A 15,591-nucleotide genomic window follows, 5' to 3' on the forward strand; every position below is an offset into this window, starting at 1 on the left:
CCCTGCCGACACCCGTTCGTAATCGCCCAATTTGCAGGCGGATTGCCCCGGCGGCATTACTAACACAACCTGATGTTATACAAATAGAAAAAACTTGAGCGACGATGGCTGCATCCATTTGGCGGTTGGAACGGCTTGTACAATTTGCGGGAAACGTGTTGTAACCTCTTTGAGGCTTCATGGACCGATCCTCGGAAAAACGATTTTTATTCGCAGCCCAGGTCTGCAGTTCTCCACCAGGATCCCGGCGCCATGGAGGTCAGCGATGGCTTTTACCAGGCTGAGACCAAGCCCGCTTCCTTTGGATGTACGGCTTTTTTCCAGCCTGTAGAGGCGGCGGAAGACGTTGTCGTGCTCGTGTTCGGGAATGCCGGGGCCGTTGTCTTCGACACTCGTGATGATCGTTTTGGCATCTGCTTCACTCCGGACCACGATATCGGTCCCGACCGGACAATGGCGAATGGCGTTCTCGATGAGATTGGCATACATCTGGGTCAGGAGCTCCCGATCGCCCCAAATGACCTCGTGCGGCTGGTCAAGGCTGGTTCTGAGCCTTTGACCATTGTCCTCGGCGACGCTGGAATAAATATCATCGAGCGATTGCAGCATATCGCCGAGATCGACCTTGCCGAATCTGGACTTTCGGGCTCCCGCTTCGATCTGTGCGATCCGCAGCAATGCCTCGAAAGTTTCGTTGATGCGGTCGGCTTCCGAACTCGCGGCCTCAAGTTCCTGAACCACCATCATGCCCGTTTCCTGTTTCGCGAGGGCTTCGTCGACGGTCATCTTGAGGCGGTTGAGCGGGGATTTCAGGTCATGGGCTATATCGGTGCTGACCTGGCGCATTCCATCGACGGTCGCCGCAAGGCGGGCAAGGGCGTCGTTGATGTCATAGGACAGCAGATCGACGTCATCGCCGCGTCCGACGATTGGAACGCGCGCATCCAGGTTTCCACGCGCCACATGTTCCATCGTGCTTCGAACGGCGCCAAAACGCCTTTGCACGCGCAGAGCAATCAATCCGCCGCCGAAAATTGCAAGTAGCAGGACGATGATCGAGGCCCAGCCGAAGCTTTGCAGCATGATTGCTTCAATGTTTTTGGTTTCCCTCTGACTGAGGCCCACGGTCAGGCGATTTTCGTCGACTGTGCCGGAGAAGATCCGGTATTGCTGGTCCCCTTGTAATTGCATCTTGTCGCCGTCAACGTCGCTCCAGCCCTCCGGAAATTTGAGGTCGGGGATATTGCCGGCAAGAATCTTTCCCGAGGGATCGACGAGCGAAAATACGCGCTGGCGGTCGTCGCTTGCCTTGGCGTAGGTCTCAACCGTATCCAGCAGGTCCTGGATGTCCTGATCGCCGTAGGCTGCGGCAATCACGGCAAAGGTCTCCTGTATCGTCTGGTCCTGACGCTGCTGAAGTTCCCATTTGACAAGCTGATAGACGATCAAGCCTGTCACTATGAAAGCACTGATGAACATCAGCGAAAAGATCAGCGCCAGACGAAACGATGTGCTGCGCAGAATGCTATCGCGGCGCATGCAACGAATAACCAGTGTTTCTGATCGTATGAAGGAGCGGTACGTCGAACGGCTTGTCGATCTTGCCGCGCAGCCTGCTGATATGCGTTTCGACCACGCTGGTCTTCGGATCGAAGTGGAAATCCCATACACGTTCAAGGAGCATCGTTCGGGTGAGAACCCTGCCTTCGTTGCGGGCGAGCACCTCCAGAAGCGTGAATTCCCGCGGCTGCAGTTCGATCTCGACCCCGGCCCTGGTGACACGGCGTTTCATCACGTCCATCGTCAGGTCGGCAACCTGCAGCATGGTCTTTTCGGAAACGGTGGGCGGACGGCGGGCGAGCGCGTTGACCCGCGCCAGAAGTTCGGAAAACGCGAAGGGTTTGACGAGGTAATCATCGGCGCCGGCCTCGAGACCTTCCACCCGGTCATCAATGCCTGCGATCGCGGTTAGAAAAAGCGCAGGCGTCTTGACGCCGGCGGCGCGCATCGACCGCATGATTGACAGGCCATCGAGACCGGGCAACATGCGGTCGATGATAAAGATGTCATAGGTCTCGCGAATGGCATGGAAAAGTCCATCCTGCCCATCCGACAGCATGTCGCATACGTGCCCTGCTTCCCGCAGCCCGCGCGAGACGAATTCCCCGATTTTGATGTCGTCTTCTATGAGCAATATGCGCATGAAACGATCTGTTCCTATTTCGGCAATGGCGCCGTTTGAAAGCGGGTTTGTCCGCCGTCCGCCGGCGTCTCATGGCGACTGGCGAGTGCGAATATATCGATTACTGCAAACTCATTTCACCAACCTGAAGCGCAGCAGGTCATATCTCCCGGGACTCTCCGAGCTCCGCCTCCATAGGCTCCTGATCCGTAGGTTTTTGGGCAATGGTCATGTAGATCACCAGGCAGGCGATCACGGCGAGGAACAGCAGGCTGGTGACGATCGTGCCGAAACCCAGGCCGCCATATTCCTGCGGCTGCGACAGCAGATCGCCGAACGAGGCTCCGAGCGGCCGCGTCAGAATATAGGCAAGCCAGAAGGCCAGGATGGTGTTCATTCTGAAGACAAAATAGGCAACCGCAATCGCCGCGATGATGCCTCCGAAGAGAATGCCGGTGGTGAGATAGCCAAGCGCGAAGACTTCGGCCACCAAATCGCCCACGGCCGTTCCGAGAGAGAAGGTGAACAGGATGGCGAGCCAGTAGAAGGCTTCCCGGCGCGTCGTGAAGATGGAGTGGATCGACAATGTCCTCTCGACCGCATACCAGACCGCAAAGGTCACAGCGAGCGCGATCGTGAATGCGATGGCCGTGGTCTGAAGTGCGACCCCGAAATTGTCGACGAGATTGTCGGAAACGAGCGTGCCAACGATGCTGATGAGAACGACGGCTGCCCAATAGAAGGGCGGAACGTAGTGCCTTTGTGCAAACTGAAACACCAGGGCGACAATCAGTACTGCGGTCATCAATAGGGAAGTGACGGTGAGGCCGAGGCCGAGATTAACGGCAAGATAGTCGGCAGCCGTCTCGCCCATGGTCACGGCCATCAGCTTGATCAGCCAGAAATCGATAGTGACCTCGGGAACCCGGTTCTGCTGAACCGGCGCCGTGTGAGTATGTGTCATCGGATTTCTCCAGGTGTTTGCGGCTTATTTGCCCATGATCTTCATGGCGTCGGCCAGAAACTTGTCGGAGCGGGTGTCGTCGTCGGCATTGCAGCGCTCGATAGCCTTGGCTTCGAGGTCGTTGACCTTTGTCATATCGGCATCGCTGAGCTTGGCCGTTGCCTTGGCTGTGCGCATATCCTTCAACATCTCTTCGCAGGGTGTGGCGGCGGCGTGAGCTCCGGATACGACGAAGCCGATGCTTGCAATGACGGTGAGAATGGCGGCGGCGATGATCTTTTTCATGGAAGATTCCTTTGCTCCTGCGGGCCGGCAGGCCCAAATTGATCGACCGGCGAAATGTTCTCAGCCGGTGAGCAAGCGATCTAGCGCGGTGCCTCTACGGCGGCTTTGCCGCCAGGATACGGTTTCGTAAGGTTGGCGCGGTCGCCGGTCATTTCGGTCTCGCCAAGCGGTCTCTGCCCGCGAGGTTACGCATCCGTATGTTCCAGGCAATCTCGCTGCAAAATTGCGAGTTCACGTTGGATTTGTCGCCTCTCACGGCGCGAATGACTCGTTGAGTCAAAACAATGAATCAACTCGAAAAGGATCAGGAAGATGAAAAGATCAGTCATCATCGCAGCGGCAATATTTGCGGTCGCGTCGTCGACGGGAGCCTTTGCAAAGGGAATTACCGATACGATCAAGAGCGTCGACAAAAAAGGCGACTCGATTACGCTGATGAGCGGAAAGGTCGTGAGGCTGCCGGAGAAGATTGAAGTGGAACGCTTCAAGGCCGGCGAGAAGGTCCGGGTCAACTATTCCACGACAAAAGCCGGCAAGACAACGGTATCAAGCGTCCGTCCCGTTATGTAGGACATTGGCAGTGTGATAGCGCATGATCCCTTAGCCCGAAACAGGGTCAGGGGATTGTGTTTCGGCACACGCAGTCCGGCGAAAGGGACGGTTCCTCAGGCCAGCGGCAATCTCAGCACTGGACTTCCAGCCTCGTCGCCACGAGCTGTGAATAATTCGTTCCCATCGGGTCGTTGAAAAACATGCTGGTGAGTGTGGCCTGGTTCTGGGCGATGATCTCTTTCGGGTTGGGCCGCACCACTTTGCGCTTGCAGCGGGCAAATGCCTCGCCGGAGGTAGCCATGTCGCTATCGGTGGCGAAATCGACCGCCGTATAAAGCGTCGTGTCGTAAATGCCGAAAATCGTGGTTCCCTTGAGGAAGGTCTTCTGCTCTGGTTTCAGTGAAAAGGTCAGTATCAGGGCGTTGTCCTTATAGTCCGCCTGTATCGTCTCGGGCTTCGCCATCGCGACCGCTTTGCCGTTGCTGGTGACGTTTGTGTAGTAGTTGTACTGCGCAAGCGAATTCCTGACCGTCTTGCCCACGGCCTTCAGCTCACCGGTATCCAGCGTCATGTTGCCGTTCTTGTCGAAATCCAGCAGCACTGACGAGGAAAACACCTCGTCGAAACGCCAGACATTGCGAAGCTCGGCGATCGAGCCGTCCGGTGCTGCAACCACCTCGAACTTGGCGTCGATGAATATATGCGGGTGGGCAAGAGCCGGGACAGGCAGAAGCGACAGCATCGCGATCGGCAAAATCATCAATCGTTTCATTCAGGCTCTGTCCGTGATCCGTCTGGGGCTCTGATGTCGAGGCCTGAACTTCAATTGAGACTGATTTGAGACCCTGGAGGGTTGCGATCGCGGTGGCTGATGCGGGCGAAGTCGAACCGAGATTCGCTGCCCTGGTTGCATTCATTCTACCGGACTGTTCCATCGGAAGGTGGCGACAAAGCCTGAGATCAGTACCAGCAGCAGGAGCAGGTGGAAGACACGGTCTGCCGTTGTCTGTGGGCCGATGCCGATGGCGATGGTGAACGCGCCGATCAGCGTTGCGAAAAGGGCAAAACTCTGGACCGCGAGAGCCACGGAGCGGGTCCATGCCGGTTGGAAAAGGCACGCGAATACCCCGCAAAACAGAACTACCGCAATCACCCCTTCGGCTGTCGCCGCCCGTGTGTGGGCATAATAGCTGCCAAGGAGCACGCCGGAGTGGACAAGCGAGGCGGCGGCAAAGAGCGTGACTTCGAAGAGGAGAAGAGGTTTCGCCCAAGAATTCATGACCGGGTCCGTCGCTGCCCTTTGCGTGTAGATGGTATCGAAAACAACGCGCTTGGTTTCCCTGGGTTTCATCATTTGTTTCCATGGCCCAAAAATGCAGCCGGACTTTGTCGCACCGGAGCCCGCTTCGGAGCGCCCCACCGAGGAACGGTGCGATGTTTTTACGCATCGTTGCATTGGAACACCGACCGGCCAGCCACGTTTGTCGCCGGGACATTCCGTCCCTGAGGATAGCAAAATGCTGAAACCAGCTTTAGCCACAGCCCTCTTCCTCGCAGCAAGCGTTGCACCGCTCTATGCTGCGAGTTCGCCCATGAGCAAGCCAGGGGCTGAATGCAATGCGGCCACGATCGCGGACACGCAGACGAAGGCCGACGCGATCCCCGATGCGGCCCATAAGAAAATCGCATTGAGACAATTGACGCTGGCAACGGATTCCCTCAAGGCACATAAATTGTCGGATTGCCGCAGCCATTTGACCCGCGCGTTGCATGAAATCTGACGCATATCCATGATTTGAGCAGGATCGACATCCGGGGTTCGTCGAAACCCCGGCTCTTCACATTGTCGCGACTGCGAAGCTAAACGCGCGGTTTTCTTGATTCGCATCATGTCTGCGCTAAACTCAACAAGTCTCATGCATTTCCTTCATTGCCCTGCCAGAGGCTCCTCAGGCGGGGCGCTTTTTGGTTATGACGACTAAGGGGCAGTTCATGATCCGCGGTTTGGTGTTGGCAAGTAAGATCCCGTTGCAGAATGACGATATCGAAATCTGCCAGCGCGTGTTCGACCAGATCTGCGTTGAAAAGGGCATCAAGGATGACGAACGGTGCGAGGAGCTTGCCGCATCCATCATCGATTTCTATCAACACGGCGTGAAAAACGAAGCGAGTTTGAAACGGCTGTTTTTCTAAAGCGCATCGCGATCTCTAGGATTCGCTCCTTGCGCTTTAGGTCTTTGATTTTGCGCATGTCGTTATCGCAAAACCGCTGCGCACTTTTGCGCGACATGCTTAGCCGCCGGGCGGCGATGGCTATGCCGAGGTTGTCTCTTCAAAGATGGATTGCGCGCGGGCGTAACTGGCCTATCGTTATGCCATGGAACACACCGAAATCTTCCAACGCCTGGGCGTAGCGCTTGCGATTGGCCTGCTCGTCGGCGTCGAGCGAGGCTGGCAGGAGCGTGACGTTCGGGCAGGCGGCAGAACGGCCGGCATCCGCACGTTCGGCCTCACCGGCTTTCTTGGCGGAATAGCCGGCATATTGCAGTCCATGATTGGCCCATTGCTGCCGGCCACGATCGCCGTCCTGCTCGGCCTCATCTACATCGCCGGCAAGTGGCAGGAAACGAAGGAGGATGAGGATTACAGCATCACCTCGGTCGTTGCCGCGCTCGTCGTTTTCGGTCTGGGGGTTCTGGCTGCCGTTGGCGACATCGTGACTGCGGCAGCCGGCGGCGTCGCTACGACGGTAATTCTTGCCGCACGCTATAGCCTACATGGCTTTCTTAAAGGGCTGACCTGGCCGGAACTGCGTTCGGCGCTGGTGCTGCTGGCGATGACTGTGATTGCGCTGCCGTTGCTGCCGGACAGGGCGCTTGATCCTTGGGGAGCGCTCAACCCGTTCTCTCTATGGCTGCTGACCATTACCATCGCCGCCCTCTCCTTTGCTGGCTACGTTGCCATCAAGGTGACGGGCACGAGCCGCGGCGTGTTGCTGGCCGGTGCTGCCGGAGGAATGGTCTCCTCGACGGCGCTGACGCTTTCCTTCGCTCGCCATTCTAAGGAGGCACCGCAGGGCTCGGCACATCTGGCCGCTGGGGCGGCCATTGCCGGCGCCTTGTCCTTCGCCCGCGTTTTGGTCGTCGGCAGTGCCCTTTCCTTCAACCTGCTCGTGCCACTGGCATCCGGCTTGGTGCCGGCGATTATCGGCTTCCTGATTGCCGGTTTCCTCTGGGTCTGGCGTTCCAGCGCTGCAACGGATGTGCCGGAAATTACGCTGAAGAACCCGTTCGAATTGAGCATGGTGTTTTCATTCGCCGCATTGCTCGGGCTGATCAGCCTCATATCGAAAATGACGATTGCCTATATCGGCACATCGGCACTTTTCGTGGTGGCGGCAATCTCCGGGCTGGTGGATGTGGACGCGATCACGCTTTCAACCGCGCGGCTTGCGGGTTCGGCGATCGACGTCAAGACAGCTGCCGACGTCATCCTCATTGCCGTCGTCATCAATGTGGTGACGAAGGCGGCGCTGGCCTTCTCATCCGGCACGCGGGAATACGGCATGGCCTTGGCGCAGGCGTCGGCGATTGCGATCGTCACCGGAGCAGTCGCTTATTTCGCGCTGCGCAGTTTCATACCCGATTGATGCGATGACCATCAGGAGGCCCGCCGACATCGGCCGGAGACGGCTTTCGTGGGCATTGGACATCTCTTGCGCACTGCTTCGCGGATTGGCATTCTAATGCTGTTGCCAGATGGGTGTCGCTATGTCCGATGATTATGAGACTGCCCTGGTGCGGATAACCGGTCGGGTACAGGGCGTCAGTTTCCGTGTTTGGACGCGAAACGAGGCGTTGAGGCTCGGTTTGGCAGGCTGGGTCCGCAACGAATCGGACGGGTCCGTCGCCGCTTTGATTGCCGGACCTGATGCCGCGATTTCGACCATGATGGAGCATTTCTGGCATGGACCTCCCGGCGCATCGGTTTCTAGCGTGGAGAAACAACCGACTACGCTCGCGGAGATGCCAACAGGGTTTCGCATCACCGGCTGAATGAATTCGCAGCCTGCAAGCCGCTTGCCGAAAAGCGACCAGCCTCGCGGCAAACGCCAAATGGCCCCAAAAGGCCATTCCAAACTAACCGATTTTTTGTAAAACTGGAGCGGGCGAAGGGATTCGAACCCTCGACCCCAACCTTGGCAAGGTTGTGCTCTACCCCTGAGCTACACCCGCTCATATCCGCAACCGTCCGGGGTAGTGTGTTGGACCGCTGGGCGTCGTCTTGCGGCGACGGGCGCTATATGGCCTAACCATTTTTCAAATGCAACAGGGAAATGACGAGGTCGCGAAGAAAAATCTGTATTTTTTTCGTCGCCTGCCGGAAAGCCCCGGAACGCCTGGCTTTGTCGTCTGGAAGATTGCAATGGATTTGCGGGCGACGTATCAGGGGCGGGTCATTTTTATTGCGAGACCCCCCATGACCGACAACAGCCCGAAAACCCGCGACGATCTTCTCCGTTTCCTGGATGGCCTCGGCATTGCCCATAGCACCAAGGATCATCCGCCGGTGTACACCGTTGCCGAATCGGTGTCGCTGCGCGACGAAATCCCCGGCGGGCATACGAAGAACCTGTTCGTAAAGGACAAGAAGGACAATTTCTTCCTGCTGACGGTCGAGGAGAATGCGAACGTCGATTTGAAGACGGTGCACACGCTGATCGGTGCGGCCAGCAAAGTCTCCTTCGGTAAACCGGAAAAGCTGTTAGAATATCTGGGCGTCATTCCCGGCGCGGTGACGGCCTTCGGGGCGATCAACGATACGGGCAACAACGTCACCTTTGTGATCGATGCCGAATTGATGGAACATGACATCATCAATTGCCATCCGTTGTCGAACGATGCGACGACCTCGCTTGGCAGCGGCGATCTCGTGCGCTTCATGGAAGCGACGGGTCATACGCCGCTAGTCTTGAAAGTGACGGGCTGACATACGATTTTAGCGCTACGATTAGAGCGAGATGACTTAATCTTCGAATTGTCCTGTCGCTCAGGCTATTCCATTGGGCGTGATTTTATCCGAAAGCTTCTTCTTTCCTTTTGGAATCATGCTTTAAAAGGTCCAGGATACCGGCAGGCGGGAGACACTCATGAGCGGTTCAAACAATCCCTATAACGCTTCCTTCGGCGGCCAGATGTCGGCTTCGGCGTCCTATGGTGCCGCACCTGTCGCATCCGGCGGCGCTTCGCCCATCAAGGACACCACGACGGCGAATTTCGCGCGGGACGTTATCGAGGAATCGCGCAACCAGCCGGTTCTGGTGGATTTCTGGGCGCCCTGGTGCGGCCCGTGCAAGCAGCTCACGCCGGTTCTGGAAAAGGTCGTCAACGAGGGCAAGGGCCGCGTCAAGCTGGTCAAGATGAACATCGACGATCATCCGGCCATTCCCGGTCAGCTCGGCATCCAGTCGATCCCGGCGGTCATCGCCTTCGTCAACGGCCGCCCGGCCGACGGTTTCATGGGCGCTGTCCCCGAAAGCCAGGTTCGCCAGTTCATCGATCGCCTCGGCGGTCCGGCTGACGGCGCCGGCGATCAGGCGGCGGAGATCGAAGCGATTCTGGAAGAGGCGGCCGGCCTTCTCGCTGGCGGCGATATCAATGGCGCCGCCGAGCTGTTCGGCGCGGTGCTGCAGGCCGATCCGGAAAATGCCAAGGCGCTGGCCGGCATGGCCGAGTGCATGATTGCCGCCGGCCAGAGCCAAAGGGCGCGCGAAGCGCTGACCGATCTGCCGGAAACGCTTGCCAACGATGCCGGCATCCAGGCCGTGGTGAAGAAGCTCGATCAGATCGAGGAAGCCCGCAAGCTCGGCGATCCCGTGACGCTCGAGCAGGAATTGGTGCTCAATCCCGACAATCACGAGCAGCGGGTCAAACTCGCCAAGATCCGCAATGTCGAGGGCAAGCGTGATGAGGCCGCCGAGCATCTGCTGACGATCATGCGCCGCGACCGAGCTTTTGACGACGATGGCGCGCGCCGTCAGTTGCTGCAGTTCTTCGAAGTTTGGGGTCCGAAGGACCCGGCGACCATTGCCGCGCGCCGCAAGCTTTCGTCGATCCTGTTTTCCTAAGCGTTGTGCGTTCGAGGGAGTGTCCGGGAGAAAACCGGGTGCTCTATCCGGTGCGCAGCGCCTGCCTCGCTTGAACAGGAAAGCGGAATGCTTCGGCGTTTTGCCCGGAAATCCTCTTGTGTTTTCGGGAGAGGGGCTCACATTGTCCTGTGGCGTGGCGTGTGACGGAACAATGTCCGTTGGGTATCGTTCTTACGCATCTCAAAACGAGCGGCGTAGTGAGTAGCGGGACGAAAATCATGCAAGTCGGCAATGCCAGATATTTGAAGCCAAGCGATCTGCCGGAATCGGTGGTTGTCTTTCCTCTGTCCGGCGCTCTACTTCTGCCGACCGGGCAATTGCCGCTCAATATCTTCGAGCCGCGCTATCTTTCGATGTTCGATGCCGCGATGGCCGGCAACCGGCTGGTCGGCGTCGTGCAGCCGGCGCTCGGTGAGCCGCCGGAAACGCCGCATCTTTCGCATGTCGGCTGCCTTGGGCGCATCACATCCTTCGCCGAGACGGGCGATGGCCGCTATATCACCTCGCTGACCGGCATCTGCCGTTTCCGGCTGATGGACGAGATCACCGGCCACCATCCATACCGCAGCTTCCGCATCACCCCCTTCATTTCCGACCTCAAGTCGCGCGACGAAGAGGACAGCGTCGATCGGTCGTCGCTGCTGTCGGCCTTCCGGGCTTATCTCGATGCCAACAAGCTGGAGGCGGATTGGGAGAGCGTGGAGCGCGCCAGCAATATGACGCTGGTGAATTCGCTGGCGATGATGGCGCCCTTCGATCCCGCCGAGAAGCAGGCGCTGCTGGAGGCGCCCGACCTGAAGACGCGGGCGGAAACTTTCATCGCCATCATCGAAATCGTCCTCGCCCGCTTCGGCGATACCGATTCGGTCATGCAGTAAGGGGGTGCGATGGACATCACCGTCAGCAAAGTGGACCCAAAACTGCTCGATCTCCTCGTCTGCCCCCTTACCAAGGGACGGCTGAGCTACGATCGCGAAAAGAACGAGCTGGTGTCGGAAAAGGCACGGCTCGCCTATCCCATCCGTGACGGCATTCCGATCATGCTGATCTCGGAGGCGCGGCGCTTAGAGGATTGAGGCGGCGTTACCGGCAAAGGTAAAAGGACCTCAGATAGCCTCGCCCGCCAGCAGCCGCGGATTATCCCTGGCAACGGTGCCGGCGGCTTGGCCGATAAAGAAGGATTTGAGTTGCGGCAGCCGGTCGACGAGGCCGAGGCCGAAATCGCGGGCGACGCGCAATGGCGTGATGTCGTTGGAGAATAGTCGGTTCAGCACGTCGGTGGTCACCCCCATGCGGAAGGTGTCGAAGCGCCGCCAGGTCTGGTAGCGTTCGAGAATGTTGATCGAGCCGATATCAAGGCCAAGGCGGTCTGCTTCGACGACGGTTTCCGCCAATGCCGCAACATCCTTGAAGCCGAGATTGAGGCCCTGGCCGGAGATCGGGTGGATGCCGTGGGCGGCATCGCCGGCGAGCGCAAAGCGCGGCGCGACGAAGGCGCGGGCGAGCGTCAGGCCAAGCGGGAAGGCGCGGCGGTCACCGACGGTGTGCAGTGCGCCGAGCTTGTGGCCGAAACGGCGCTCCAACTCCTCCTCGAACACCAGATCGTCGGCGGCGACCAGCCGGTCGGCGTCGGATGTGCGCTCGGTCCAGACGAGCGAGGCGCGATTGTTCTTCAGCGGCAGGATGGCGAAGGGGCCGGAAGGCAGGAAATGCTCCTCGGCACAGCCATTGTGCGGCCGCTCGTGCTCGACGGTCACGACGATGCCGGACTGGCCATAGTCCCAGTTTACGGTCTTGATTCCAGCCATGTCGCGAAGTTTGGAGCGCACGCCGTCGCAGGCGACCAGCAGCTTTGCTTCCAGTGTGCTGCCGTCCGAGAGCGTCAGCGTAACGCTTGCGTCGCCGGTCTTGAAGTCCGTGGCGCTGACGCCGTGGCGAATCGTAATCCCCAGGCGTTCGCAGGCGCCACGCAGCGCGCCGACCATGGCGAGGTTCGGGACCATATGCGCGAAGGGCTGCCCTTCCGCCACTTCCCCGTCGAAGGTGAGAAAGACCGGGCGCACGGGATCGCCGGTGCGCGAATCGGTGACGATCATGCGGGTGATCGGTTCCGCTTCCGGCTTGATCTCGTCCCAGATGCCGAAAACCTCCAGCATCTTCGAGGCGGCGGCGATGATCGCCGAAGCGCGCATGTCCTTCTTCCAGGCGGTTTCCGGGGCGGCCTCTATGACCATGACGTCAAGATGGGGCGCTGCCTGCTTGACGGCGACTGCGGCGGCGAGACCCACATAACCGCCACCCACTACCAGCATGTCCAACATAGCGCTTCCCCGTGTCCTACTGTCATTTCCTGTTCTATATAGAGCATCCCATTCGTGGTTCCTACCGTCGGAGTTCAATCAAAATGTCGCGCGAGAACGAGAAACAGACCGCCATGGAAGTCGTGCTCGCGACGCTCGATCTGGAAACGATCGAGATGAACCTGTTTCGCGGCAACAGTCCGCAGGTCGGGTGGCAGCGCGTCTTCGGCGGGCAGGTGATCGGCCAAGCCTTGATGGCAGCACAGCGGACGGTGGCGGGCGAGCGCTTCGTGCATTCGCTACATGCCTATTTCATGCTCCCCGGCGATCCCGCCGTCCCGATCCTCTACCAGGTTGACCGGCTGCGGGACGGCTCGAGTTTCAATACGCGCCGCGTGCTGGCGATCCAGCACGGCAAGGCGATCTTCGCGATGACGGCGTCCTTCCAGGTCGACGAGCCCGGTTTCGAGCATCAAAGCGAGATGCCGCAGGTGCCGGCTCCGGAAGAGCTTATGGACGAACAACAGATCAAGGAACGCTATATCGCCAACGCACCGGAGAATGTGCGCCGCTATTGGGAGCGGAAACGCGCGATCGAAATCCGGCCGGTATCACTCGATCATTATTTCTCCCGTACCGAGCCCAGTCAGCGGCAGGATATTTGGGTTCGCCTGACCGGACCGGTGCCGGATGACCGGCTCTATCGGAATGCCGTGCTTGCCTATCTCTCGGACATGACGCTCATCGACGCAGCGCTGCATGCGCATGGCACCTCGGTTTTCGATCAGGGCCTGCAGGTCGCGAGCCTCGATCATGCCATGTGGTTTCACCGGCCGTTCCAGCTTGATGACTGGTTGCTTTACACTCAGGACAGCCCGAGTGCTTCGGGCGGGCGCGGCTTGGCCCGTGGTAGTCTTTTTACGCGGTCTGGTGTCCTGGTTGCGTCGGTGGCCCAGGAAGGGTTGATTCGTAAAAAGGCAAATGATTAATTGATGGGCAATTTTACAAATTTGCATATTATTTGTGCGTGAGCTTTGCCGCGATCTGCCGCTTTATTAGGTGTCTTACGAAAACACCTTAAATTTCAATAAATTACAATAGTGTCACGAATCTGGCACGTCCCTTGAATGTGTACCTTCGGTCGCTGCTGAAACAGTCGTCAGCGGCAAGGAGAATCGGCTCCGTGCCGAGGGTAAACAAAGGATGGGAAACCAGATGAAAATTGTGATGGCCATTATCAAGCCGTTCAAGCTCGATGAGGTCCGTGAGGCTCTCACGGCTGTCGGCATCCAAGGCCTGACTGTGACCGAAGTGAAGGGTTACGGGCGTCAGAAGGGACATACCGAAATCTATCGTGGCACGGAATATGCCGTCAGCTTCCTGCCGAAGCTGAAGATCGAAGTCGCGGTCGCAACTGAAATCGTCGACAAGGCAGTGGAAGCCATCGCCGCGTCCGCCAAGACCGGACAGATCGGCGACGGCAAGATTTTTGTCTACTCGATTGACCATGCCGTGCGCATCCGTACGGGCGAAACCGATTCAGAAGCGCTGTAAGAAACGGCCGATCAGGGAGTTATTTGCAATGACATCTACAAAGCTTTCCTCCACTCTCGCACGGGTAGGCGCGCTTTCTGCGGCTTTGCTCGCGCCGGCAGTTGCCTTTGCGCAGCAAGCCACGACGGCCGCAGCCCCGGCCGCCGCTGCCGCAGCGCCGGCAATGACCATGGACAAGGGTGACAACACCTGGATGCTGGTTTCCACGGTTCTCGTTCTCCTGATGACCATTCCCGGCCTGGCGCTGTTCTACGGCGGTCTCGTCCGCGCCAAGAACATGCTGTCCGTCCTGATGCAGGTCTTCATGATCACCGCGATGGTCATGATCATCTGGTGCGTCTACGGCTACTCGCTCGCCTTCACCGACGGCGGTTCGCTGAACAGCTTCGTTGGCGGCTTCTCCAAGGCTTTCCTTGCCGGCGTCAGCACCGATCCGAAGGATCTCGTCGAAACCTTCACCAAGGGCGTCGGTATTCCTGAGCTCACCTATGTCTGCTTCCAGATGACCTTTGCCTGCATCACGCCGGCCCTGATCGTCGGCGCCTTTGCCGAGCGCATCAAGTTCTCGGCCGTCATGCTCTTCGTCTTCCTGTGGGTTACCGTCATCTACTTCCCGATCGCTCATATGGTCTGGTTCTGGGGCGGTCCGAGCTCTTACACGGCTCCGACGGGCATGGTCTTCGGCTTCGGCGCGATCGATTTCGCTGGCGGTACGGTCGTTCACATCAACGCCGGTATCGCCGGTCTGGTTGGCGCGATCATGCTTGGCAAGCGCACCGGCTACAAGAAGGAGATTATGGCTCCGCATTCGATGACGCTCACCATGGTCGGCGCTTCGCTGCTGTGGGTCGGCTGGTTCGGCTTCAACGCCGGCTCGAACCTCGAAGCCAACGCTTATGCTTCGCTTGCGATGATCAACACCTTCGTCGCCACCGCTGCCGCCGCTCTTTCGTGGTGCGTCGTTGAAACCTTCACCCGCGGCAAGGCTTCGATGCTCGGTGCAGCTTCGGGTGCCGTCGCTGGTCTCGTCGCCGTCACGCCGGCTGCCGGCTTTGCCGGCCCGATGGGCTCCATCGTCCTCGGCCTGCTGGTTTCGCCGATCTGCTACTTCTTCGTCGATGTCGTGAAGAACAAGTTCAACTACGACGACAGCCTTGACGTCTTCGGTGTCCACTGCGTTGGTGGTATTTTCGGCGCTTTGGCAACCGGTATCCTGGTTAACCCGGCTCTTGGTGGTGCGGGCATCGTCGACTATTCGACGGCCGACTTCGCAGCCTCCTATCCGGGCACCGCAACCCAGTTGCTCGCTCAGTTGAAGGGCGTTCTCACCACGCTGGTCTGGTCAGGCGTCGGCTCTGCGATCCTCTACAAGATCGTCGATATGATCGTCGGCCTGCGCGTGTCGCCGGAAGCCGAGCGCGAAGGTCTCGACCTCGCCTCCCACGGCGAAGCCGCTTATCACAATTCCTAATTTGGAGCTTGCGGCGCCGGAACAAAGTTTCCGGCGCCGCTGAACATCCCGTCGCGGTTCATTTATCAAGGATGAGCCGCTCTTGGCCCGGACCTCGGTTCGGGCTTTTTTTGTTCGCGCGATCGCCTGCCACGC

The 15,591-nt window shown here is 58.7% G+C and carries 19 protein-coding genes and 1 tRNA gene; 12 read left to right on the top strand and 8 right to left on the bottom strand.

Annotated features, from left to right (window positions below; all coding sequences use genetic code 11):
- Positions 1 to 177 precede the first annotated feature (177 nt).
- The 4 genes from GGD50_RS12415 to GGD50_RS12430 form a co-directional block, all read right to left on the bottom strand.
- A complete protein-coding gene (locus GGD50_RS12415; protein ID WP_107109681.1) occupies positions 178 to 1,539 on the bottom strand; it encodes a sensor histidine kinase in 1,362 nt (453 codons plus the stop codon).
- Positions 1,526 to 2,203 (bottom strand): winged helix-turn-helix domain-containing protein, encoded by a 678-nt coding sequence (locus tag GGD50_RS12420; RefSeq protein ID WP_107109680.1) that lies wholly within the window; start codon positions 2,201 to 2,203, stop codon positions 1,526 to 1,528. The genes GGD50_RS12415 and GGD50_RS12420 overlap by 14 nt, the downstream gene beginning before the upstream one ends.
- 139 nt (positions 2,204 to 2,342) lie before the next feature.
- The gene (locus GGD50_RS12425) at positions 2,343 to 3,146 is read right to left on the bottom strand and encodes a COG4705 family protein (RefSeq protein ID WP_107109679.1); all 804 of its coding nucleotides are present in this window, start codon (positions 3,144 to 3,146) and stop codon (positions 2,343 to 2,345) included.
- Between the two features lie 24 nt (positions 3,147 to 3,170).
- Positions 3,171 to 3,431, bottom strand: coding sequence for a hypothetical protein (locus tag GGD50_RS12430; RefSeq protein WP_107109678.1), 261 nt, complete (start codon positions 3,429 to 3,431; stop codon positions 3,171 to 3,173).
- Between the two features lie 312 nt (positions 3,432 to 3,743).
- Here GGD50_RS12430 and GGD50_RS12435 point away from each other — a divergent pair, with 312 nt between their 5' ends.
- Entirely contained in the window at positions 3,744 to 4,001 is a 258-nt protein-coding gene (locus tag GGD50_RS12435) for a DUF1344 domain-containing protein (protein ID WP_107109677.1), read from the top strand.
- 112 nt (positions 4,002 to 4,113) lie between these two features.
- Here GGD50_RS12435 and GGD50_RS12440 read toward each other — a convergent pair whose 3' ends face one another.
- On the bottom strand, positions 4,114 to 4,755 hold the full coding sequence (locus GGD50_RS12440) for a DUF1007 family protein (protein WP_107109676.1): 642 nt from the start codon (positions 4,753 to 4,755) through the stop codon (positions 4,114 to 4,116).
- A gap of 141 nt (positions 4,756 to 4,896) precedes the next feature.
- Positions 4,897 to 5,334 carry a hypothetical protein gene (locus GGD50_RS12445; RefSeq protein ID WP_245407524.1) on the bottom strand — a complete coding sequence of 146 codons (438 nt, stop codon included), beginning with the start codon at positions 5,332 to 5,334 and terminating at the stop codon, positions 4,897 to 4,899.
- Positions 5,335 to 5,500: 166 nt separating this feature from the next.
- Here GGD50_RS12445 and GGD50_RS12450 point away from each other — a divergent pair, with 166 nt between their 5' ends.
- The 4 genes from GGD50_RS12450 (at position 5,501) to GGD50_RS12465 (ending at position 8,038) form a co-directional block, all read left to right on the top strand.
- Positions 5,501 to 5,764 (top strand): hypothetical protein, encoded by a 264-nt coding sequence (locus GGD50_RS12450; protein ID WP_107109675.1) that lies wholly within the window; start codon positions 5,501 to 5,503, stop codon positions 5,762 to 5,764.
- A 211-nt stretch (positions 5,765 to 5,975) separates the two neighbouring features.
- Entirely contained in the window at positions 5,976 to 6,176 is a 201-nt protein-coding gene (locus GGD50_RS12455) for a hypothetical protein (protein ID WP_107109674.1), read from the top strand.
- Between the two features lie 184 nt (positions 6,177 to 6,360).
- Positions 6,361 to 7,632 carry an MgtC/SapB family protein gene (locus GGD50_RS12460; protein ID WP_107109673.1) on the top strand — a complete coding sequence of 424 codons (1,272 nt, stop codon included), beginning with the start codon at positions 6,361 to 6,363 and terminating at the stop codon, positions 7,630 to 7,632.
- A 121-nt stretch (positions 7,633 to 7,753) separates the two neighbouring features.
- Positions 7,754 to 8,038 carry an acylphosphatase gene (locus GGD50_RS12465; RefSeq protein WP_107109939.1) on the top strand — a complete coding sequence of 95 codons (285 nt, stop codon included), beginning with the start codon at positions 7,754 to 7,756 and terminating at the stop codon, positions 8,036 to 8,038.
- A gap of 105 nt (positions 8,039 to 8,143) precedes the next feature.
- Here GGD50_RS12465 and GGD50_RS12470 read toward each other — a convergent pair.
- A tRNA-Gly gene (locus GGD50_RS12470) sits at positions 8,144 to 8,218 on the bottom strand.
- A gap of 244 nt (positions 8,219 to 8,462) precedes the next feature.
- On the opposite strand from GGD50_RS12470, the gene GGD50_RS12475 reads away from it, so the two are divergent.
- From GGD50_RS12475 to GGD50_RS12490, 4 genes are all read left to right on the top strand, one after another.
- Positions 8,463 to 8,972: a prolyl-tRNA synthetase associated domain-containing protein gene (locus tag GGD50_RS12475; RefSeq protein WP_107109938.1), complete on the top strand. Its 510-nt coding sequence runs from the start codon at positions 8,463 to 8,465 to the stop codon at positions 8,970 to 8,972.
- A gap of 160 nt (positions 8,973 to 9,132) precedes the next feature.
- Positions 9,133 to 10,110 carry a thioredoxin gene (gene trxA / locus GGD50_RS12480; RefSeq protein ID WP_107109672.1) on the top strand — a complete coding sequence of 326 codons (978 nt, stop codon included), beginning with the start codon at positions 9,133 to 9,135 and terminating at the stop codon, positions 10,108 to 10,110.
- 239 nt (positions 10,111 to 10,349) lie between these two features.
- Positions 10,350 to 11,009 carry an LON peptidase substrate-binding domain-containing protein gene (locus tag GGD50_RS12485; protein WP_107109671.1) on the top strand — a complete coding sequence of 220 codons (660 nt, stop codon included), beginning with the start codon at positions 10,350 to 10,352 and terminating at the stop codon, positions 11,007 to 11,009.
- A gap of 9 nt (positions 11,010 to 11,018) precedes the next feature.
- On the top strand, positions 11,019 to 11,207 hold the full coding sequence (locus GGD50_RS12490) for a Trm112 family protein (protein ID WP_107109670.1): 189 nt from the start codon (positions 11,019 to 11,021) through the stop codon (positions 11,205 to 11,207).
- 30 nt (positions 11,208 to 11,237) lie between these two features.
- On the opposite strand, the gene GGD50_RS12495 is transcribed toward GGD50_RS12490, so the two are convergent.
- The gene (locus GGD50_RS12495; protein ID WP_107109669.1) at positions 11,238 to 12,452 is read right to left on the bottom strand and encodes a ubiquinone biosynthesis hydroxylase; all 1,215 of its coding nucleotides are present in this window, start codon (positions 12,450 to 12,452) and stop codon (positions 11,238 to 11,240) included.
- 83 nt (positions 12,453 to 12,535) lie between these two features.
- Between GGD50_RS12495 and tesB the strand changes: the two genes are divergently transcribed.
- The 3 genes from tesB (at position 12,536) to GGD50_RS12510 (ending at position 15,456) form a co-directional block, all read left to right on the top strand.
- Complete coding sequence (gene tesB, locus GGD50_RS12500; RefSeq protein ID WP_107109668.1) at positions 12,536 to 13,420, top strand: acyl-CoA thioesterase II; 885 nt, start codon at positions 12,536 to 12,538, stop codon at positions 13,418 to 13,420.
- A gap of 214 nt (positions 13,421 to 13,634) precedes the next feature.
- Entirely contained in the window at positions 13,635 to 13,985 is a 351-nt protein-coding gene (locus tag GGD50_RS12505) for a P-II family nitrogen regulator (RefSeq protein ID WP_181316108.1), read from the top strand.
- A gap of 28 nt (positions 13,986 to 14,013) precedes the next feature.
- Entirely contained in the window at positions 14,014 to 15,456 is a 1,443-nt protein-coding gene (locus GGD50_RS12510; RefSeq protein ID WP_107109667.1) for an ammonium transporter, read from the top strand.
- Positions 15,457 to 15,591: the final 135 nt, after the last annotated feature.

The organism is Martinezella paranaensis, from assembly GCF_014200235.1.
Classification (GTDB): Bacteria; Pseudomonadota; Alphaproteobacteria; order Rhizobiales; family Rhizobiaceae; genus Rhizobium; species Rhizobium paranaense.

Coding starts and splice junctions, on each gene's coding strand:
- GGD50_RS12440 (WP_107109676.1), bottom strand. CDS start 4,755: ATGAAACGATTGATGATTTTGCCGATCGCGATGCTGTCGCTTCTGCCT.
- GGD50_RS12415 (WP_107109681.1), bottom strand. CDS start 1,539: ATGCGCCGCGATAGCATTCTGCGCAGCACATCGTTTCGTCTGGCGCTG.
- GGD50_RS12455 (WP_107109674.1), top strand. CDS start 5,976: ATGATCCGCGGTTTGGTGTTGGCAAGTAAGATCCCGTTGCAGAATGAC.
- trxA (WP_107109672.1), top strand. CDS start 9,133: ATGAGCGGTTCAAACAATCCCTATAACGCTTCCTTCGGCGGCCAGATG.
- GGD50_RS12465 (WP_107109939.1), top strand. CDS start 7,754: ATGTCCGATGATTATGAGACTGCCCTGGTGCGGATAACCGGTCGGGTA.
- GGD50_RS12510 (WP_107109667.1), top strand. CDS start 14,014: ATGACATCTACAAAGCTTTCCTCCACTCTCGCACGGGTAGGCGCGCTT.
- GGD50_RS12475 (WP_107109938.1), top strand. CDS start 8,463: ATGACCGACAACAGCCCGAAAACCCGCGACGATCTTCTCCGTTTCCTG.
- GGD50_RS12420 (WP_107109680.1), bottom strand. CDS start 2,203: ATGCGCATATTGCTCATAGAAGACGACATCAAAATCGGGGAATTCGTC.
- tesB (WP_107109668.1), top strand. CDS start 12,536: ATGTCGCGCGAGAACGAGAAACAGACCGCCATGGAAGTCGTGCTCGCG.
- GGD50_RS12425 (WP_107109679.1), bottom strand. CDS start 3,146: ATGACACATACTCACACGGCGCCGGTTCAGCAGAACCGGGTTCCCGAG.
- GGD50_RS12485 (WP_107109671.1), top strand. CDS start 10,350: ATGCAAGTCGGCAATGCCAGATATTTGAAGCCAAGCGATCTGCCGGAA.
- GGD50_RS12460 (WP_107109673.1), top strand. CDS start 6,361: ATGGAACACACCGAAATCTTCCAACGCCTGGGCGTAGCGCTTGCGATT.
- GGD50_RS12490 (WP_107109670.1), top strand. CDS start 11,019: ATGGACATCACCGTCAGCAAAGTGGACCCAAAACTGCTCGATCTCCTC.
- GGD50_RS12450 (WP_107109675.1), top strand. CDS start 5,501: ATGCTGAAACCAGCTTTAGCCACAGCCCTCTTCCTCGCAGCAAGCGTT.
- GGD50_RS12435 (WP_107109677.1), top strand. CDS start 3,744: ATGAAAAGATCAGTCATCATCGCAGCGGCAATATTTGCGGTCGCGTCG.
- GGD50_RS12430 (WP_107109678.1), bottom strand. CDS start 3,431: ATGAAAAAGATCATCGCCGCCGCCATTCTCACCGTCATTGCAAGCATC.
- GGD50_RS12505 (WP_181316108.1), top strand. CDS start 13,635: ATGGGAAACCAGATGAAAATTGTGATGGCCATTATCAAGCCGTTCAAG.
- GGD50_RS12445 (WP_245407524.1), bottom strand. CDS start 5,334: ATGAAACCCAGGGAAACCAAGCGCGTTGTTTTCGATACCATCTACACG.
- GGD50_RS12495 (WP_107109669.1), bottom strand. CDS start 12,452: ATGTTGGACATGCTGGTAGTGGGTGGCGGTTATGTGGGTCTCGCCGCC.